At 59.3% G+C, this 20,127-nt stretch carries 17 protein-coding genes; 5 read left to right on the top strand and 12 right to left on the bottom strand.

Translation table 11 applies throughout. From position 1 onward, the window contains the following. Positions 1–19: 19 nt before the first annotated feature. From AC05K6_RS08970 to nadD, 6 genes are all read right to left on the bottom strand, one after another. The gene (locus AC05K6_RS08970) at positions 20–1,870 is read right to left on the bottom strand and encodes a ComEC/Rec2 family competence protein (RefSeq protein ID WP_476728361.1); all 1,851 of its coding nucleotides are present in this window, start codon (positions 1,868–1,870) and stop codon (positions 20–22) included. 133 nt (positions 1,871–2,003) lie between these two features. Then, the gene (locus AC05K6_RS08965) at positions 2,004–2,924 is read right to left on the bottom strand and encodes a ComEA family DNA-binding protein (protein ID WP_293791412.1); all 921 of its coding nucleotides are present in this window, start codon (positions 2,922–2,924) and stop codon (positions 2,004–2,006) included. Between the two features lie 134 nt (positions 2,925–3,058). After that, positions 3,059–4,051, bottom strand: a complete 993-nt coding sequence (locus tag AC05K6_RS08960) for a DegV family protein (RefSeq protein WP_476728360.1) — start codon at positions 4,049–4,051, stop codon at positions 3,059–3,061. 3 nt (positions 4,052–4,054) lie between these two features. Beyond that, positions 4,055–4,864, bottom strand: coding sequence for a histidine phosphatase family protein (locus AC05K6_RS08955; protein WP_293791414.1), 810 nt, complete (start codon positions 4,862–4,864; stop codon positions 4,055–4,057). Between the two features lie 14 nt (positions 4,865–4,878). Further along, complete coding sequence (gene rsfS / locus AC05K6_RS08950) at positions 4,879–5,352, bottom strand: ribosome silencing factor (protein ID WP_293791415.1); 474 nt, start codon at positions 5,350–5,352, stop codon at positions 4,879–4,881. A 54-nt stretch (positions 5,353–5,406) separates the two neighbouring features. Next, positions 5,407–6,045 carry a nicotinate-nucleotide adenylyltransferase gene (gene nadD, locus AC05K6_RS08945; RefSeq protein WP_293791467.1) on the bottom strand — a complete coding sequence of 213 codons (639 nt, stop codon included), beginning with the start codon at positions 6,043–6,045 and terminating at the stop codon, positions 5,407–5,409. Between the two features lie 132 nt (positions 6,046–6,177). On the opposite strand from nadD, the gene AC05K6_RS08940 reads away from it, so the two are divergent. Further along, positions 6,178–7,020: a YwiC-like family protein gene (locus tag AC05K6_RS08940; protein WP_448307338.1), complete on the top strand. Its 843-nt coding sequence runs from the start codon at positions 6,178–6,180 to the stop codon at positions 7,018–7,020. A gap of 57 nt (positions 7,021–7,077) precedes the next feature. Here AC05K6_RS08940 and AC05K6_RS08935 read toward each other — a convergent pair whose 3' ends face one another. From AC05K6_RS08935 to obgE, 3 genes are read right to left on the bottom strand one after another with little or no spacing between them, the layout of a single operon-like run. Then, the gene (locus tag AC05K6_RS08935) at positions 7,078–8,382 is read right to left on the bottom strand and encodes a glutamate-5-semialdehyde dehydrogenase (protein WP_476728359.1); all 1,305 of its coding nucleotides are present in this window, start codon (positions 8,380–8,382) and stop codon (positions 7,078–7,080) included. Positions 8,383–8,401: 19 nt separating this feature from the next. Further along, the gene (proB, locus tag AC05K6_RS08930; RefSeq protein ID WP_476728358.1) at positions 8,402–9,745 is read right to left on the bottom strand and encodes a glutamate 5-kinase; all 1,344 of its coding nucleotides are present in this window, start codon (positions 9,743–9,745) and stop codon (positions 8,402–8,404) included. 55 nt (positions 9,746–9,800) lie between these two features. Next, entirely contained in the window at positions 9,801–11,312 is a 1,512-nt protein-coding gene (gene obgE, locus AC05K6_RS08925; RefSeq protein ID WP_476728357.1) for a GTPase ObgE, read from the bottom strand. A 200-nt stretch (positions 11,313–11,512) separates the two neighbouring features. Between obgE and AC05K6_RS08920 the strand changes: the two genes are divergently transcribed. From AC05K6_RS08920 to AC05K6_RS08910, 3 genes are read left to right on the top strand one after another with little or no spacing between them, the layout of a single operon-like run. Continuing rightward, a complete protein-coding gene (locus tag AC05K6_RS08920) occupies positions 11,513–12,694 on the top strand; it encodes an ABC transporter substrate-binding protein (protein WP_476728356.1) in 1,182 nt (393 codons plus the stop codon). Positions 12,695–12,698: 4 nt separating this feature from the next. Then, positions 12,699–13,865 (top strand): FecCD family ABC transporter permease, encoded by a 1,167-nt coding sequence (locus tag AC05K6_RS08915; RefSeq protein ID WP_476728355.1) that lies wholly within the window; start codon positions 12,699–12,701, stop codon positions 13,863–13,865. Positions 13,866–13,868: 3 nt separating this feature from the next. After that, the gene (locus AC05K6_RS08910; RefSeq protein ID WP_448307349.1) at positions 13,869–14,654 is read left to right on the top strand and encodes an ABC transporter ATP-binding protein; all 786 of its coding nucleotides are present in this window, start codon (positions 13,869–13,871) and stop codon (positions 14,652–14,654) included. A gap of 183 nt (positions 14,655–14,837) precedes the next feature. On the opposite strand, the gene rpmA is transcribed toward AC05K6_RS08910, so the two are convergent. The 3 genes from rpmA to AC05K6_RS08895 form a co-directional block, all read right to left on the bottom strand. Beyond that, the gene (gene rpmA / locus AC05K6_RS08905; RefSeq protein ID WP_005296479.1) at positions 14,838–15,104 is read right to left on the bottom strand and encodes a 50S ribosomal protein L27; all 267 of its coding nucleotides are present in this window, start codon (positions 15,102–15,104) and stop codon (positions 14,838–14,840) included. A 45-nt stretch (positions 15,105–15,149) separates the two neighbouring features. After that, complete coding sequence (gene rplU, locus AC05K6_RS08900) at positions 15,150–15,452, bottom strand: 50S ribosomal protein L21 (RefSeq protein WP_273353719.1); 303 nt, start codon at positions 15,450–15,452, stop codon at positions 15,150–15,152. 308 nt (positions 15,453–15,760) lie between these two features. Further along, the gene (locus tag AC05K6_RS08895; protein ID WP_476728354.1) at positions 15,761–19,045 is read right to left on the bottom strand and encodes an Rne/Rng family ribonuclease; all 3,285 of its coding nucleotides are present in this window, start codon (positions 19,043–19,045) and stop codon (positions 15,761–15,763) included. Between the two features lie 151 nt (positions 19,046–19,196). Between AC05K6_RS08895 and AC05K6_RS08890 the strand changes: the two genes are divergently transcribed. Continuing rightward, positions 19,197–19,964 carry a hypothetical protein gene (locus tag AC05K6_RS08890; RefSeq protein WP_476728353.1) on the top strand — a complete coding sequence of 256 codons (768 nt, stop codon included), beginning with the start codon at positions 19,197–19,199 and terminating at the stop codon, positions 19,962–19,964. Positions 19,965–20,127: the final 163 nt, after the last annotated feature.

Here is a 20,127-nt window from a genome sequence, read left to right as displayed (position 1 = left end):
GATCCCCGCCCATGGATCCCTAACGGATCTCTAGGTTGTCTGTGCATGGGTAGTACACCGGTACCCCATTGGGCATAAAACTTGGTCTGTCGTGGGGTTTGCCACACTGCGTTACTATCACCGCGACCTTTCCTGTCCCGCCGGCTCTCCCCACTGCCACCTCTATTTCTTGCTGTTGCCGCAGTGCCTGCGCATCATCGCGCACCCGAATCACGATTTTGTCGCCAAGTTCTATCGGCCCACTTACAAGCGCTGCGGGTGTTTCTGGCTTTTCTAGCTTTAGGACGCCTCCTCGTCCCCATGCCCCCAATATCACTAGGCCCCATAGCACCGTTGCCCAGCACCACCGAAGTCTGCGCCAGTGCCGAAAGAAACGCACGCTGAGCAACAGCAATGCAAGCAATCCGGTAGCCACACCTGCCCACGTCCATCCACCTGGGGTGGCGAGCATCGGGACACTGGAGCCAATGCTTGCCACCCGTAGAATCCAGGCTGCACAAGGCACGGCTGGGGCAATGATGATCGTGGCCAACGGTGCCGTCACCGGCGGGTAGATCGCGGCCACGAGCGCGGCCGCCAGACCCAGCACAGTAATGATGGGAACCGCCGCTGTCACCGCCAAATTGCATGCCACGGCTACCAGCGAAACTTTGCCTGTCATGTGAATGATGATCGGTATGGTCACAAGATCCGCAGCGATGGCCACCAACACCATGCGCACCAGCATTGCCTGCAACTGTGTGGGATGGCCGTTTATGGATAACCACGGAATCAGTGTCATACGTGCCAGTACGGCTTTTGACCACCATGGCAACACCACAACAATTCCCGTCGTCGCTGCACCAGACAGCACGAAGGCATAGCTGATTGACATCTCCGGAAAGATCACCATCAGCAGAATCACCGCCGCGCAGAGAGAGGCGATCACATCCGTCCACCGGGCGGAGGCTACGGCGACCAGCCCAACACTGCCCATAATGGCCGCCCGCAGAACACTTGCTTCCGGCCCGACCAGCAGCACGAAAGCCACCAGGGCCACCCCAGCTCCCGCCAGCCGAGTAAGCCGTCCCGCTTTACATGCCGTTGCTAGAACCAGGGCGGCGCCAGTAACCACTGCGACATTGGAGCCAGAAACCGCGCTGAGGTGACTTAGCCCAGTGACGGTGAATTGATTGCGCAATGTGGAATCTTGCATGCTGACATCCCCCATCACCATGCCAGGCAGAATCTTTCCGGTATCCCACGGCAAATCAGCGCACAATCCATGAAAGCTGGAGCGCAACCAGCTGGTGATGCGCCACAGCCCTTCCGGACCAGTGATATTCTCCGGTGCACGCGTGGCCGAGAGGGTGATGGGAAGCATCTCCGCGCCTTGGCTGGGGCGTGCGGTGGCTGCGATGTCGAAGCTCATTCCGGGTTGCAGCTCAGTGAAATCGCTGAGTGTTCCGTTACCCGCCTCAGCCAAATCCGGGCGTAGGAAGAGCGGCACCTCGCCTAGGCCATGCACGTTCACGGGAACCATCACCGTTCCCTCCGCCACCTGTTTCGGTAATCCGGCCACAGACACGCTCTCCCGCACACTGCCTGTGCCTGAGGAGAGGTTTCGCAGTTGCAGTTGGGCGTCAATAAGTAGGATCCGCAACCACGTACCCAGCCCGACTGTGCTGGCGGTGGCACCGACAACAGCAACGCTTCGCGGGAGCATCCGCCACGGTCGCCCGCGCAAGCTCCTGCGAAGATAAAGCCACCCTGCAACGCTCATGACCGTGACTACGCTGCCAAACGCGAGAGGCCAAGAGCTGCGGGTCAGGATGATCGCGGCGGCCATCAGCCAGCACGCAAGGGCAACCGGCACGAGCCGCAAATCCATACCCCGAGCTTTGGTGACCGCCTCCGGAGTGAATGGCTCTGGAGTGAAAGGATCTGGAGTAGCTGACCTCGGCAGAAACAGCTCAGCGCCTGCGGATCCCTGGGATCGACGGAACGCCGGGGATGTCGACTTTCTAGAGGGTAACGGCATCGCGCATTGCCTCGAACTTCGCAGGTCCGATCCCTCGGACCTCCAAAAGCTGCTCCACGCTGGTAAAAGGGCCATTGGAATCGCGCCAGGCGATGATGGCCTCGGCTGTTGCTGGGCCGATACCGCTGATTGTTTCCAGCTGTGTGGAATCCGCGGTGTTGAGGTTCACCTTGCCCTCTGCACCCTCCGCGCCCGCTGTGCCACCTCTACCCCCTGCGTTCCCCGTATTTCCAGCAGTGCCCGCATTACCGGCGCTAGCGCCCTTCGCCCCGGCGCCTCCCGGTGCGGAGACGGCTCCGCCTGCGTAGACCACTCGCGAACCGCGATCATCCACCACGATCTGCATACCATCGCCGACGGGTTCAGCGAGGTTGATGCCTAACACCACCGACTTTGGCAGTCCTCCACCGGCGGCCTCAATCGCTTCCCCTACGCGCGTACTGGACTTCAACCTCAGCAGGCCAGGACGGCGCACCATCCCCTGCACGCTGACTACAACATCCTGTTCGTCGCCCTTGTCATCTGCTCCAGCTCCCCCAGCGCTTCCTTGGCCATCGCCCATGCCACCGGGGACATGTTCCGACTGTTCAACACCTTGTACCACAGGGGCGGGTGAGGTTCCTGAAGCACCAACAGCCGGCCCACTAGTGCCTGCAAGAAGTTCGGTTCCGCTCGCTTCCGACGCACCATTCTCACCCCCGCGCTGGCAGGCGAACAGCGTCACGCAAATCAGTACCGCCACTACAACGAGACCGATCAGTGCCCGGGAGGCTCTTCCGCCAATGACTGCATGGGTGTCCAAATCGACATTGGAGAGTTCATGCTCAGGCATTGGCTGGGCCAACGCTTCAGCGCGTGCGCGTACTTTTTCTACGGAACTCTGCCGCATTCGTCGTGTAGACATGCGCCGAGCACACCATACGAGTTAGGCATCGTGGCCTTGCATGACAGCTTGCCAACAGCAAAAGCCCAGAGGGCTGTGGAAAACGTGCAGCCTGTGGAAAACAGTGACCGACGCACTACGCTTTCGCTAAGGGGTCAGTCCGCTTTCTTCTTGTCTGTGCTCTTCTTGTCAGTGTTCGTCTTGTCTGTCGGCTCGTTAGCCTCAGCAGACTCAGTTAGTTCGGCCTTTCCCTGCATGGTCGCCGCCACCCCCAGTGCGCCTTGCCCCACGTGCAACTGCAGCACTTCGGGGATGTTAACAATGCGCACCTCTACCTGCGGTAACGACTTCCAGGTCTCTACGCGAACCTGCCTGCGCAGACCATGCGGGCGCGGCTCTGGTTGCTCAGTTGGTGCCTTGAGCTGGTTGAGATCCTCCACCATCTCCCCGATCCGCGCCGATAGATCCACGGCCTGCTCCTCGGCATCGCTATGGTGCACGGCGATGTGAACGGCCCGAGGGTTCCCACTGGCCTGTACTGCCTCGTCTATCACTAGTCGGCGAACGAAATTCACCACCCGATCCATGGCCTTGGCCTGGGTGCGGGTTTTAGCTGCCAGCGTCAATTTTCCCTCGGCCAGCTGCAGGATCGGCTTAATCGCGAGCGTAGAGGTCAGGAGCGCCTGCCCCACCGACAGTCGTCCCCCCTTGCGGAGCACGTCCAATTGATGGACGTATAACCACAGCGAAGAATTCTGCAGTGACTCCTCGGCCACCGCCACCACAGCATCCAGATCCGCCCCCTGTTGCGCAGCCTCGGCGGCATTTAAAGCGGCAAAGCCCAACACCATGCCGATATTCTTCGTATCCAGAACCCGTACCTGACCGTCGAACACTCCTGCAGCAACGCAAGCATTGGCATAGGTTGCGGAAAGCTGCTTGGAAAGGTGCAGCGCCAGCACGCCTTCATCCCCGCCGCGCTCCAAAAGCCGGGCATAGCTCGCGGTCAGCTCCAAGGAGCTGAGACTCGAGGTGGTTTGTTCTTCACCCTCGCCCTCAACATGAAGATCCAGGACCGTTATGCCGGCCTTTTTAGCTACATCCTCCGGCAGACAGCAAGAGGAATCAGTGACAATCTGGACAGTCACTTCCTACCTACCTTCGCTGGAATCGCGCACAGAGGAAGTGGTGGCGTCGCTACCCAAAGAACTAGAAGAACCACCTGGCAGCGCCCCCTCATCCGGGCTTGCGTCGGTGGCTACGCCAAGGTTCCACCCCTCCAGATGCCACTGCGGAAGCACCCACCAGTCCTCACGGGTGGAAGCAACCAGAGGCACCGTTGAACCGTCGACGGCCACCGGAGTAGTGCCCTTGGCCTCGCCGGTAAAACGCGGGCGAGCCAGCAACTGTGACCAGCAAGCATTTCCCAGGCCAGTGAATACCGGGTAGTAACGCACCGGCAGATCCAGCAGGCGTGCGGTCAAAGCACCGATCGTCCCACCATGGGCAACGATCATCACATCGCCTTCATCAAACGTGTCTGTAGCCATGATCTCCTCGATCACGGCATTTGCTCGCTCCGCAACCTCCAAGCGCGTCTCGCCTCCCGGCGGTGCCCACTGTGGATCATGGCGCCAATAAGCCCGTTGCCCTGGAAACTCACGGTCAACGTCCTCGCGCGAGGCGCCCTGCCATTGCCCCAGATCCGTCTCCCGCAAACGCACGTCGGTCGTAACCTCGCAACCGAAAGGCTCAGCAAGGATCAGCGCAGTATCGTAGGCGCGGCGCAAGTCGCTGGAGATGACCCGCGCAATCCGCTTGTCCCCTAGCATCTGCGCCGTCACCTTGGCCTGCTGTACTCCCACTTGAGAAAGATCGGTGTCCAGCTGTCCCTGCATACGCCCCGTGGCGTTATATTCCGTCTGCCCGTGACGGACCAAGTAGACCCTGCGCTCACGCATGAACGGCCTGGCGCTTAGAGTTCGTCCGCGTCCGGGGCAGGCCCGGCCAACGGAAGGTCGTCAATGCTAGTGGCTTCCAGCACGTCCACGTCTACGTCGGCATCCCAGTTGCCGCCGCGATCCAGCTGCTCCACGCCTTCCACCTCGATCTGTGGGGCGTCTCGCCACAGACGATCCAGTGCGTAGAATTCGCGCTCTTGCTTGCGCTGCACATGCACTACAACATTGCCATAATCCAACAACACCCAATGCCCTTCGCCGCGACCTTCGCGGCGAGTCGGCTTTGGCCCGTCCTGGCCCACTTCGTACTCCACCTCGTCGACGATGGAGTTAACCATGCGCTCATTATCGCCACTGACGATGACGAATACGTCGGTGATGGCCAAGCGATCCGAGACATCGAGAACCAGGATGTCCTCCCCCAGCTTCTCAGCCGCTGCGCGCGCCGCCACTCCGGCGAGCGCGATAGATTCTGCGGTGGCAGTCAAAAAATCAGCCCTTCATTATTGGTTAAAAACAAATCCAGTTTAGCAACCCACCAGCTATTCGCTGGAAACGTACATGCCGTGCTTGGCGATGTACTGCACCACGCCATCGGGCACCAAGTACCACACTGGGCGTCCACTGGTAGCCCGCTCCCGCACGTCGGTGGAGCTAATGGCCATCGCAGGAATCTCGACCAAGGACAGGCGCCCCGCCGATACTTCCTTCGACAGCGGGTCATCGCTATCGTCATCACCCTTGGGTAGTTCGTAGCCGGGGCGAGTCACTCCCACGAAGTGCGCTAGATCGAAGATCTTCTCCCAGTCCCGCCATGTGACGATCTTCTGCAGCGCATCTGCACCGGTAATAAAGAACAGCTCGGCTTCAGGGTATTGGGCGCGAATATCAGCAAGGGTGTCCACGGTGTACGTATCCCCGCCACGGTCGATATCCACACGGGATACCAGGAAGCGCGGGTTGGAGGCCGTCGCAATGACGGTCATGAGGTATCGGTCCTCGGCCGCAGATACCCGCTTGTGCCTTTTCTGCCATGGCTGTCCGGTCGGTACAAAAACCACCACATCCAGGTCGAAAAGGTCCGCAACCTCGCTACCAGCAACCAGGTGCCCATTGTGGATCGGGTCGAACGTGCCACCCATGATGCCGACCCGGGTGGGCTGTGTGGTGGTCTTTTGCACTGTTGTTTCTACCTTCTCAACTTCCTTCACCAGGTCTTTTTCTTTCCGTTCGGAAGATTCTAATCTGGAGGGGTACGGGCGAACGATTGCCCAAAATTATAGGTCAAAGCGCAAGGAGTGTCCGATCTAGCGATGAGAACCAATCCTTGGGTTCCGAACCAGCACGGCGCGTGGGCAATGCTTTTCCTTCCTATTGTCACGGGGCTAATCACCGCTGACGTCATTGCACCGTCCTATGGCAATCCCGTCCAGTGGTTGGCGCTAACTTTCATGCCACTGGCCTGGATCTTCGGGTACTTCACCTATTTCGCCTTTGGTTTGTGGTTCAAGACTCGCAACCCGACGCGACGTCGTGCTTATCTGTGGCCGACTCTGACCTACGGCGCGCTGACGGCCACGTTCGCCGCAATCGTTCTCTATCTGCAGCCACGGCTGCTGTGGTGGACAGTTGCCTTCGTGCCGTTGATCGCCATTGCCCTCATGGAGGTTTTTCGACGGCGCCCCCGCAGCCTCATGTCCGGCATAGCCACCACGATCGCGAGCGCATTGATGTACATCGTTGCAGTCTCTGCCAGTGGCTTTTCCATCCTGCCGTGGTTCTTCAGCGAAGCTCCAGTGGCGGTCTGGGTAACCACATTGACCATTGGCCTTTATTTCACTGGCACGATCTTCTACGTCAAGACGATCATCCGCGAGCGCGATAATGCCCCCTTCGAGCGCATTTCCCTGCGCTATCACCGTATCGCGTTGCTGGTCACGCTGATCACTGCCACCGCAGCGGCGTTGGACGGTGGCTATACGGCCAGCGCACCGCTGATGATCCTGCTCATGGCCGCAGCTACCCTACGCGCCAAGCTTGTGCCACCGATCGCGAAGGCTAACCCCCGCGAGTGGACGCCTAAGAAGGTTGGCATGTGGGAGGTTCCGCTGTGTCTGGTTCTGGCTCTCGGCGCGAGCTTAACGCTCGTGGTGTAGCTGTCTTTTTGTGACGCCCACTTCTCAAACGGAAAAGTAGGCGTCACAACCAGACGGCTATGGGCGTACCTGGCCTTCGCCGTTGATGATCCACTTGGTGCTCGTGAGTTCCGGCAGCCCCATCGGACCGCGGGCGTGCAGCTTTTGGGTGGAAATGCCGATCTCCGCGCCGAAGCCGAACATCTCTCCATCCGTCCAGGCGGTAGAAGTGTTGATAGAAACAGCAGCTGCGTCGACGTACTGCTCGAAGTAGCAGGTGGTCTTGTAATCGCGGGCAGCAATGCCCTCCGTGTGGCTGGTACCGAAGCGATTGATGTGCGTTACGGCTTCCTCTACACCATCGACGATGGCAACGGCGATATCGAAGCTGAGGTATTCGTCGGTCCAGTCGCTCTCCTCGGCCTGGACAACATCGTTGATCAACGGATCCAGCTGCTTCTTCTCGCCGTGCAGGGTTACGCCTGCCTTCTGCAGCTCTTCCAGAACATAGATCTTATCCGGATCCGGCAGGGCGGAATCCAGCAGCAGAACCTCGGTGGCGTTGCACACGGAGCAGCGACGGGTCTTGCCGTTGATGACGAGCTTCGTCGCCTCCTCGATATCCGCCGAGGAGTCGATGTAGAAGTGGCAGTTTCCGGTGCCGGTTTCAATGGTCGGGACTGTCGCACCCAGCACAACCGCGTTAATTAGCCCGGCTCCACCACGCGGAATGACGAGATCCACCAGACCCCGAGCGGTAATGAGATCCTGCACCGAATCGTGAGTGTCACACGGCAGCAGCTGCACCAGCTCGCGAGGCAGGTCGTGGGCCTCTGCGACGTCCTGCAGGATCTGCACCAGCTTTTCATTGGTGTGGCGAGCAGACTTGGAGCCGCGCAGCAGTGGCACGTTACCGGACTTGATGGCCAGGCCGAAAGCATCAACGGTGACGTTGGGGCGAGCCTCGTAGACCATGCCCATCACGCCGAGAGGTACGCGCACCTGCTTCATACGCAGGCCGTTGGGGCGGGTGTGTCCGCGGACGATCTCGCCCACCGGGTCGGACAAGCCGATGACCTGTCGCAATCCTCCGGCGATGCCGGCAATACGCTCGGTATCCAGAGTCAGACGATCCAGCAGGGAGTCGGCAAAGCCGCGCTCCTTGCCGGCTTCGATGTCCTTCTCGTTGGCGGCGATGATATCCGCCGCGTTGGCCTCCAGCGCGTCAGCAGCTGCGGCCAGCAGATCGTTCTTCTGCTGGGTATTGAGCAGCAGCTGGGAGCTAACCTCCTTGGCCTTCTTGGCCTTGGCTAGAACTTCGTCACGTTCTGCCTGACGTTCCGGGGACAGAGTGTTCTCTTTAGCGTCGTTGGAGTTTGTCATACCAACCCATGCTAGCGAACTAGCCCTTGAGCTGCGCTCGGTTCGAATAATGGGACATGTAGTCGGCGTGTACCACCGGCCTGCGGGCGAACTCCGGCAGGTCGGAGGTTGACTGGCCGATCAAGTCGTGCAGCATGGCGGAATCGTAGGCAACTTCGCCACGGCCAACGATCTTGCCGTCCGGGCCGACCAGATCCACCACATCCCGCTGCGAGAAGTCACCATCGACCTTGGTAATTCCCACGGAAAGCAGGGACTTGTGGCGCTCTGTTACGGCACGTACCGCGCCGGCGTCCAGGTGTAGCTGACCATGGGAATCCGCTGCGTAGAGCACCCAGAACTTCCAGGCACTCAGGCGATCCTGATCCGGCCAGAAGCAAGTTCCAACCTCTGCAGTATCCAGTGCGGCACCGATGTTTTCCGTCGAGGTTAGCAACACAGGCACGCCTGCGCGGGAGGCAAGGCGAGCTGCAGATACCTTCGCGGTCATACCGCCGGTTCCCAGTCGCCCACCATCGCCAGCCGCTACGCCTTTAAGATCCTTGGAAGTCCTCACTTCAGCGATAAACTGCGCGCCTGGCTCGGCTGGGTTGCGATCATAAAGGCCATCCACATCGGATAGCAGAACGCAGGCATCCGCGAAGGCCAAGTGGCTCACGAGCGCAGCCAGGCGGTCGTTATCGCCGAAGCGCATTTCGGACGTCGCAACCGTATCGTTCTCGTTGACAATCGGCACAGCCTTGAGCTGGCGCAAGCGGTCAATGGTGCGCTGGGCATTACGGGCACGGTCGCGCTCTGCGGCGTCGGAAGCAGTAAGAAGAACCTGGCCGATAGTTCGGCCGTAACGGGCGAAGCTTCGCGCCCATTCCTGAGCCAGCAGCACTTGGCCGACGGATGCGGCTGCCTGTTTTGTAGCCAAGTCGGTGGGGCGTTGTGAGAGTTCCAGCGGCCCCATTCCGCAGGCCACCGCGCCAGAGGATACGACAATGACGTCCGTATCGCGCGCCATTCGCGCTTCCAGTGCATCGGCGATCATGTCGATCTGATTCGGGTCAACCCGACCCTCATCATCGGTCAGCGAGGAGGAGCCAATCTTTACCACGAGGCGGCGGGCATGAGCGATGTCGCTACGGACATCGGAATTGTGGCCCATCGCCGGGTCATCTTCATCGGCCTCTGGCTCGGGAAACTCGATCGACGTCGCAGGAACCACCGGCCCCGGTTCGTGCACCGGCCTCTGACCGTAGGTGGGCACAGGCGCCACGGGTTCGGGGGTCACCTCCCCCGGTCCGGCGTAACTAAACGCGGACTGGGCTGAACTGAACTCTTTTTCGGCTTCAAAGTCGGAATCGGAGGATGACATACAACCCAGTATGCCAGCCCCCCGCTCGCACCTTGTGCGGATTAGCGCAAGGCGACTACCCCTGCCAACGCTCGCGCTCTGCGACTTCCCCATCACCAAAATCATTCTCATCGATGAGGCCACGACGGGCCTGGGAAGCACGCTTGCGCTCTTCCGGAGTAGCGCGGGTGGTCTGCTCAAGGCGTGCATCGGTGCCACGCCCACTGCGCATAACGTCCACACCAGCGGCGGTCTGCGGATCCCATTCGAACGTGATCTCGCCGATCGTGACCTCGCTGCCGGCATCGGCGCCAGCCTTGTAGAGTTCCTGCTCCACTCCTGCCTTCGCCAAACGGTCGGCTAGGTAGCCGACGGCTTCGTCGTTTTCGAAGTCGGTTTGGCGGATCCACCGCTCAATCTTCTCGCCGCGCACAATGTAGGCATCTTCGGCGGATGGATCGACTTCGACCTCGAACTCGGCAAAGCGTCCACCGCTGCGCTTTCGCAGCCCCTTCGGGGTAATGACCTGTGCCGGCTTCTCCTCCACGGGATGCGCCTTGCGATGGGCCTTCACAATATCCATCAGCGCATACTTCAGTGCATCAAGTCCTTGATGCGCAACGGTGGAAATGCGGAAGATCGGCCAACCGAACTCTTTAAGCTCTTCTTCCTGTAGGTCGGCCATGTCCGAAGCATCTGGCACGTCCATCTTGTTGAGGATGATGACGCGGGGACGCTCACGCAGGTCACCCAACCCGGAGTCGCTCGCCAGCTCCTCCTGATAGTTCGCCAGTTCTTTTTCCAGCGCCTTGATGTCAGCTACGGGATTGCGGTCTGCTTCGAGCGAGGCGGCGTCGACAACATGAGCCAGAACCGCGGTGCGCTCGATGTGGCGCAAGAAGTCCAGCCCCAGTCCCTTGCCTTCGCTGGCGCCGGGGATAAGGCCCGGAACGTCGGCGATGGTGAAAACCTCGTGGCCGAGGTTCACCACACCCAGGTTGGGAACCAGAGTCGTAAATGGGTAGTCCGCGATCTTTGGCTTAGCTGCGGAGAGCACGGAAATCAGTGAACTCTTACCCGCCGAGGGAAAACCCACCAGTCCGACGTCGGCCATGGACTTAAGCTCTAGGGTGATGTCTTTGGTCTCGCCAGGCTCACCGAGTAGCGCGAATCCTGGGGCTTTTCTGCTTTTGGACGCCAACGCCGCGTTTCCCAGTCCACCGTGCCCACCCGCGGCGACGATCATCCGCGTTCCCCTGCCAGTCAGGTCCGCAATTGCTTCCCCGTCTGAGTTCAGTACGACTGTTCCTTCGGGAACCTGAAGCACAAGATCTTCACCGCGGGCGCCGTGTCGATGATCACCGGCGCCGTTGTTTCCGCGCGGAGCCTTGATATGGGGGTGGAAGTGAAAGTCCAGGAGGGTATGGACCTGGGGAGAGACTTCCAAAATGATGTCCCCGCCGTGGCCACCGTTGCCGCCATCGGGGCCTCCAAGGGGCACGAACTTTTCACGGTGAACGGAGGCACAGCCATGGCCGCCGTCACCGGCCTGCAGGTGCAGCACTACGCGATCAACGAATTGTGGCATGACGTTCCTTTCACCCCAATTAAATCTTCGAGCTCCGAGTCTATAGGGGATTTCAACATCAACCTAAAGAACAGTCTCCGCGGCTTTCTATTTTTCCTTGACACGATCATGACCTATAGTTATCCTACCCTTGCATTCAGTAAGGGTTGGCTAACTTTATGTTCTTGTTGGCCTACTCACCCCCACGTAAAGGACTCACTATGCGTTTTTCTCCTCTGCGCAAGCTCTGCGCAGGAGTCATTGGAGCTACCCTCGCACTGGGACTCGCAGCCTGCGGTGCGTCAGGAGTAGTTGATTCTAACTCTGACGCGAATGGAGCTGGTGGATCAGTCACGGTCACTGACGTCACTGGCCGCCAGGTCAGCTTCGACCACAAACCAGAAAGAATCCTTCTCGCAGAAGGCCGCGGCCTGTTCGCCACCTCCATCCTCAATAAGGAGGATCCCATGGAAAAAGTCGTGGCGATCGGCTCCGACCTGCACAAGGCTGCCTCCTCCTATGAGGAGAAACTTGCTGCAACACATAAAGATTTAAAGGATCTACCGACGGTGGGCAATATCGCACAGGGCGACGTGAGCGTAGAAAGTCTGCTATCCCACAAACCAGATGTCACCGTGCTCACCCTGGATCACAAGAAAGCTGCCGAAGAATCCGGCCTGCTGACAAAAATGGACCAGGCCGGCCTGAAGTATGTGTTCACCGACTTCCGCCAAAAGCCACTGGAGAACACCACGAAGACTATGGATCTCTACGGTCAGCTCTTTGGCAAGGAAGACAAGGCCAAGGAGTTCAACGACTTCTACAGCGCCAAGGTCAAGGACATCACCGACCGCGCCAGCGCCGCAAAGAACAAACCAAAGACACTGGTGTGGCAGGCGGCAGGAATGAAGGATTGCTGCGCCACGGTGAAGGAATCCAACCTCGGCGACCTCGTGAACGCCGCCGGTGGCGAAAACCTGGGCGACAGCCTGCTGGAGTCCGAATCTGGTGACCTGACCGCAGAGAAGATCATTTCTGAACAGCCCGAGCAGATCATCGCCACCGGCGGCGACTGGGCTAAGGACCCGGAGAAGCCGGAGGTCCTCCCCCACGTGGAGCTCGGCTACAAAGCTAAGCCCAACGTCTCCGAGAAGACGCTCCAAGGTCTTCTGGAAACTCCAGGCTTCACAGCTCTAAAGGCTCCTAAGGAAGGCAAGCTACACGGGGTTTATCACCAGTTCTACGATTCCCCGCTGAACGTGTTCGCTCTCGAGCAATTCGCCAAGTGGCTCCAGCCGGAGACCTTCAAGGATCTCGATCCACAGCGCGACTTCGCTGACTTCCACAAGGAGTGGCTCCCGTTTGAATATTCCGGAACGTTCTTCACGTCAATCAAGAGCTAACGCCATGTCTCACCTTGTTACCTCAGAAGAAGAAACGGCAGCGCAAGCCGCCCAAGCCACCGAATCGTCAGACGTAACCCCGGTTGCAAATGCAAACGACGATGCGGAATCCGGCGCTTCCCCCGCAGCCAGCGAGGTTATCCAGCACTATCGCCGTCAGTCACGGCGCAAGATTCTAGCGATCGTCGCGTTGACGATCGCAGCGCTCGTGGCTTTTGCCATCGCCACCATTGTTGGCCCTATCGACCTCAGCCTCTCCGAGCTGTGGAATGGGCTTTTTAATCCCGATGGCGTAGACGAGACCACCCGCACAGTGCTGTGGAACCTACGACTGCCAGCTGCAGTTATGGCAGTGCTCATCGGAGCTTCACTGTCGCTTTCTGGGGCACATATGCAGACCATTCTGGATAACCCGCTTGCCGAGCCGTTCACCCTGGGAATCTCCGCGGCGGCGGCTTTTGGTGGTGCGGCATCGATCGTTATGGGCTGGACCGTACTGGCAAACCCGCAATTCAACCTCGCCGCCGTGGCGTGGGTAACTTCGCTGATCGCGGTCTTCGTCGTAGCTGGCGCCGCCGTCTGGCGCGGAGCCAGCGCCGAATCGATGATCCTCTTAGGCATTGCCCTTGTTTTCCTGTTCCAGGCACTGCTCTCCTTAATGCAGTACCGCGCGACCACTGAGGCTTTGCAGCAGATCGTTTTTTGGACAATGGGCTCTTTGCAGCGCGCTACCTGGACCTCTAACGCGATCATCCTGGGATCCCTGGCAATTGCAATCCCGTTCACAATCTTTAACTCGTGGAAGCTCACCGCATTGCGGTTGGGCGACGACCGAGCGGCTGCACTGGGAATCAACGTCCAGCGCCTGCGCGTCTCCACCCTGGTCGTGTCTTCACTGTTGGCAGCCAGCGCGGTGGCTTTTGCTGGCGTGATCGGCTTCATCGGCCTGGTTGGCCCACACGTAGCACGCATGCTTGTAGGCGAGGATCAACGTTACTTCGCTCCTGCCTCTATGGCCGCCGGTGCTCTACTGCTGGCAGCCGCCCACGCAGTCTCCATTACGATCGTTCCGGGTGTTGCCGTACCGATCGGGATCATCACTTCCCTGGTTGGCGTGCCCTTCTTCCTCGTGCTGATCTTTGCTCGCCGACGCACTCTCTGGGGGTCTTAATCCATGCTCACTCTCGACGACATTCATGTCCGTTATGGCAAACGCCCTGTGCTGAAGGGAGTATCGGCTTCCGGCTTCGAGCCGAGAACGATTACGGGCCTCTTGGGGCCTAACGCCGCTGGCAAGTCCACCCTGGTGAAAACGATCGCAGGGATACAGAAGGCGTCACAAGGCACCTGTAGCATCACCGTCGACGGCAAAGAACTCACTGGCGGCGCGCGGCGCGAGGCGATCGGCTATGTGCCGCAGGACTTGCTGTCCAGCGCTACCCTGACGGCTTTCGAGTCGATCCTCGTGGCCACTCGCCGTTCGTCGCGCGCGTTTGCACACAGCGGCGCTGGAAGCAGCTCTGCCGCTCGTGCCCAGGAGCTCGCAGCCTCGGTGATGGAGCGCCTCGGCATTACACACCTGGCATCACGCCATGTTCATGAGCTCTCTGGCGGTCAGCGGCAGCTGGTTGCCGTTGGGCAGATGCTGGTGCGTGAGCCAGAGGTGCTTCTTCTTGACGAGCCAACGTCCGCATTGGACCTGCGGCACCAGGTGGAGCTGTTGAAGCTCATCCGCCGTGAAGTAAGCCGGAATGATTCCGTGGCTCTGATTGCGATTCACGACCTCAACCTCGCCGCACGCTACTGTGATCGTCTGATCGTGCTCCACCAGGGACGTCTCATGGCGCAGGGCCGGCCTTCCGAGGTGCTTACCCCAGGTTTGCTAGAGGAAGTATACGGGCTGCGGGCGAAGGTGCTGGATGATGACAGCACGCCCGTCATTTGCCCCGTCGAAGAGTAATACCGCCCTGCCTAGCAGGCTCCCCATATCTACCCCCAAAAGCCCCGGTGCAACGGGGCTTTTTCATTGCACTGTTCTTTCCTCAACGGCCTGATTACGGATGCAAAAAGTCCAGTGCACGCATCTTGTGCGTCCACTGGACTTCTTTGGCGTTATAAGGCTTTTGCCTTAGGCGCGTCAGGTCTAGGCCTCGACTGCCTCGTTCTCGACGATGTTCACCACGCGACGACGACGCTTGGTAGCGAACTGTACGGCGCCGGCCTTCAGAGCGAACAGAGTGTCGTCGCCACCGCGACCGACGTTCTCACCCGGGTGGAAAGAGGTACCACGCTGACGGATCAGGATCTCGCCGGCCTTGACCTGCTGGCCGCCGAAGCGCTTTACACCGAGACGCTTGGACTCGGAGTCACGGCCGTTGTTGGAGCTAGATGCACCCTTCTTGTGTGCCATTTGTCTCTCCCTCCTTAAGGAAGATTATTGAAGTGTCTCGGTAGTTTACTTGATACCGGTGACCTTCAGAACCGTGAGGGTCTGACGGTGGCCGAAACGGCGCTTGTAACCGGTCTTGTTGCGGTAGTGCATACCACGGATCTTCGGTCCGCGGACGTGCTCTACGATCTCAGCGTTGACGTTGACAGATGCCAGCTTGTCACCGGTGGTGACGTTTGCGCCATCGACGACGAGAACCGGGGTGAGAGCCACGGACGAACCCGGCTCACCCTCGATCTTCTCGACCTTGACGAGGTCACCTTCGGCAACCTTGTACTGCTTTCCGCCGGTCTTGACGATCGCGTACATGTAGGGCTACCCCTTTAATTTCTCTTATCGGCTCAGGCAGCCTCCTTCTTAAGCCGAAGGCCATCGTGCACGCGATGGATCCCTTCACCCTTAAAGGAAGCATCCTGACTGTTACTTTTGCTTAGCTGCGTCCGTTCCCCCGAAAATCGGAGCACACCATGCGAACGCACCAAGCTGGATAGCGAGTACATTCGCATAGTCCCCGACGACGCGCGCGTTAAAGCTGGTCACCGGCGGAACGAACAGCGACTGGTTAAGACTACCCGGTCAGAGGGGTAAAAACCAAATCCCTTTGCTTTCGCTCGAAACTAATTCTTCTTACGCACCACTCGACGGCGGCGCCCCCGCGAACGGGTGTTCTTCGAGGCACTTTCGGTGCTTTCTTTCTCGACGCCGAAGTCCTCCGGCCGTGGAGCAACATCAGACTTAGAGTTGCCACGTGTCCGGCGCTTACGGCGTGGAGATTCGTCGAACTCGCGCTTGGCTTCCTCATAGTTGGAAGGTCGGCTAGCGGATTTGTCGGCGTCATCCACAGAAGAACGAGCAGCGCGATCAGTACGAGCTACGCGGGCGTTCTGGGCAGTTGCCTGGCGCGAGCGCACTACACGACGACGGCGACGACGACCCGACGCAGATGCACGGTCGGTAGTCCCACTGTCCTTTGCTGAACTTTCACTGGCCGAGCTATCAGGCGCAGCATTGTGCGCAGAGTTAGGCGCGGTGTTAGGCGCAGCATTGTCGGCAGCCGAAGGCTCGTCTGGATCCGCCTGGGCAGAACGCTTCCGAGCACCAGCCACAATGCTCTCAATATCGCCGGTGCTTCCAGTACGACCAGCGCTTCGAGGCTGGCCACGGCGAACTACGCGACGGCGTACTCGCCGGCGAGTGCTCTGCGAGACGGTCTCACGCTGATCCTGTGGCTCCTGCGACTCTTGAGCTTCTTGCGGAACCTGCTGCTCGTGCTGTTCCTGCTGCTGGCGCTGTTTGCGATCTTGTCGATCTTGCTTTTGCTGCTTTTTCGCGTTGTCTTGGTGCTTGCTTTGCTGCTTGTCCTGGTGTTTGTCTTGGTGCTTACCTTGGTTCTTGGCCTGTTGGCGCTCCTTGCGGTGCCCGTGATCCCGGCGCGGCTCCGGATCCTTCTGCTCCACAGGATCCGGGTGCATGATGAACCCGCGACCATCACAGGCCTCACATGGGGTAGCGAACGTCTCCAGCAGGCCGGTGCCCAGACGCTTACGGGTCAGCTGCACCAGCCCCAGCGACGTCACCTCCCCCAGCTTGTGACGAGTACGGTCGCGTCCCAGGAACTCAGACAAGCGACGCAGCACCAGATCCTGGTTTTGCTGCAGGAGCATGTCGATGAAGTCCACCACGATCATGCCGCCGATGTCGCGCAGGCGCAGCTGGCGCACAATTTCCTCAGCCGCCTCCAAGTTGTTCTCGGTGACGGTGGCCTCCAGATTTCCGCCCGAACCGACAAACGATCCCGTGTTGACGTCAATGACCGTCATCGCCTCGGTGTGGTCGATTACCAGATAGCCGCCCGACGGCAGCCACACCTTGCGGGCCATTGCCTTTTCCAGCTGCTGATCCAGGTCCAGCGGTGCGAAGGCGTCCTGACCGTCATGCTGCCCACGGTTCCACTTGTGAACTCGCTCCATCAGCTCCGGGGAAGTTCGTCCCAGATAGTCGCGCACGGCCTTCCAAGACTTGTCGCCGTCGATGACGAGCTCGGAGAAGTCTGCATTGAAGACATCGCGTACCACTTGGATAAGCATGTTCGGCTCTTCATAGAGCGTCACAGGCTTCGCGCCCTTGGACTCGCGCTCCTTATTCTCCAGGTTGCGGATTTCCTCCCAGCGCTTCTGCAAACGCTGAACGTCCTCAGTGATCTGCTCTTCGGTCGCATTTTCCGCGGCAGTGCGGATGATCGCGCCGCCATCACCGGCGATAACCTCACCCAAAATGTCCTTGAGGCGCTTGCGCTCGCCAACAGGCAGCTTGCGCGAAATTCCGGCAGTGGTACCCGCTGGGAAGAACACCAGGTAGCGGCCCGCAAAACTAATGCGGTTGGTCAGACGTGCACCCTTATGCCCGATTGGGTCCTTCAGCACCTGGACCAGAATCTGGTCTCCCGGACGCAGAGCTTGATCGATCTTGCGGTTCTTAGAATGCAGGTGCGGCGAGCGCCAATCCATCTCGCCCGCATACAGCACGGCATTACGCCCTGTACCAATATCCACGAAGGCAGCTTCCATGCTGCCCAGGACGTTTTGCACACGACCGAGGTACACATTGCCGATCAACGACTGGTGTGTAGCATCCGCCACGAAGTGTTCAACCAGCTGGCCGTCTTCTACCACGCCGACCTGCGTCATCATGCCCTTGTGGTCGGTGCGCTGCGAATCGCGGACGATCATCGTGCGCTCGACCGACTCGCGTCGTGCCAGGAATTCCGCCCGGGTGATGGCCTTGTAGTTCTTGTCACGGTTCTTCGCGCGCCAGCGTCGCTGCGACTCAAGACGCGTGGAGCCCTTGAGCTTCACCGGCTCGTCCACCATGTCTTCGGTGGAGCGCTCGGCGGGGTGCAGATCCTCAGGTGCAGTGACCTTTGCTACCTCTTCGGCCTTGTTTTGCTTCTTGCCGTCTCGCTTCGCATCGTTCTTGTTTTTCGACGCCCGCATCTCCGCTTGGCGCACGCTTCCCACGCGACGAACGACGCGCCGGACTCGACGGCGACGAGTCGGCTGCTCGGTATTCTCTGCGGACACTGGCGCCTTATCGTCCCCTTCGGGCACTGGCGCCTTAGCGTCTCCTACGGACACCTCAGGCTCTACCTGCTCAGGCTCCGCAGTCTTCGCCGGCTCCTCCGCCTTTCTCTGCGTCGACTTCTTCACTACGCGCTTGGCAGTGCGCTTTGCTGTGCGCTTCGCGGGGCGCTTGGACGACTTCTTTCCTGCGTCTTCATCGCGGTTTTCCGACTTATCTTCAGCTGCTGCACTAGCCGCAACTACTGCCGCTTCTTCCGGCGCGGTATCCGCCACAGCATCCGGGCTTTCCTGCTGAACGGGGTTAGGCTTCTCAACTGCCTTTTCAGCTGGCTTATTTACAGACTTCTTCGTGGTCCTCTTAGCGGTCTTCTTCGTGCTCTTCTTTGCAGGCTTCTGCTCAGCGACCTCTTCCGCCTGCTTTTCGGTCGACTTTTTGGCGGCCTTCTTCGCAACCGACTTTTTTGCAGTCTTCTTGGCGGTTTTCTTGGCTGCGTCCTTGGTAGCTTTTTTGGCCGTGGTCTTCTTGGCAGGTCCCTTCGGCTCTTCGGAGGCTTCAGAAACCTCCGTTTCCGCAACCTTCTCATCCGGCTGAGAGGACTGTCCGCTGGAGCTAAGGGCGTCCAGAACAGAAAAGACCTGTGCCTTCGTCAACGTCGAAGCGGTCTTTTTCCCCTCAATACCGTGATCCGCAAGTACAGTCAGGAAGTCCGTCGCCCGGATCCCCAACTGCTTGGCAACGGTGTGGACGCGAACCTTCTCCCCCACACTTTCTCGATCAATTTTCGCAGCCTGCACTGCAATTTCCGGGCTAGTAGTCGCCACGAAATCTCCTTATAAAGTCTTCAAAGTTTGCCTGATCGTTGTGCCGCATCGTCGTTGTGGGCATTCGATCCATCCCCATTGTCTCACATCCACCCGCTCATGCAGTGAACAAGCACGAGCGAAGCAAAGCCGGACTGTTACGCTTTACGCTATGGCCACCCCTGCACAGCCTTCTGTACCTTTCGACAGCACAGTACTTCTAGACGTTGCCAGCAGCACTCGCCCAAGCAAGGGTGCGCAATTGGCCGTTGCAGTCGCATTCGGCATCATGATGTTTATTCTGTGCTCGCCCGTTTCCGGCCCGCTACCAGCGGCGGGCATAGCGGTGTCTGCTATCGTCGCCGGAATTCTTTGGTGGCGCTATCTGCGACGCAACGGCGTCCGCGGCAACGACTACTCCCCTCTAAAGACGGACGCAGAAGCCGCCCGCACCCCGTTCAGCTGGAAAGAGGAAGGCCGCCTCATTGTGGTCCTTGCCATCTTTTTCGGTGCAGCGCAGTTCGCACCGCTTTTTTCCGACCACATTGGGCTGGCCTATGCCGGAGTTGTCGCGCTCCTCACAGTGGGGTTGACGTACTGGATCATTACTTTTGACGCCTGGCGCCCAGCCCACTACACCATCCCAGAGAAGCTAGACCAGGGAATCCGGGTCGAGAAGCCCGCCGAATGGTTGCAGGCGTTCCTGTACTGCCGCCGCTGTGTGCCCGGTGGGCTGCAGATCCTCAGCGATACGCTGAAACGCGATCTCGCGCACTACGGTTGGACTGCTAGCGACGTAGACACTGCGCTAAACAAGCTGGTTAAGCAGGGCAACGCAGTAAAGATCCGCGAACTCCGCTCTACCGACGGGACGCAGAATTGGCTAACGCTGACTGAGGAAGGTTCGCGGGAGTTTCAAAAGCGCTACCAGGCAAGCTAAAACAATCTAGGGTTAAGTAAAGAAAAGTGTGTCCGTATGCCACCATAACCCCAGACCACACACCACAAATCACCAAAGAATAGCTCCCCGAAAGCTATTACCCACACCATCCCGCACCTCCGGCCACATTTGTGCTAACCGCACACCGGTTGGATTAAAGGAT

It is taken from the genome of Corynebacterium sp. TUM25020 (genome assembly GCF_056388495.1).
This window is presented reverse-complemented; position numbering and strand designations above follow the sequence as displayed.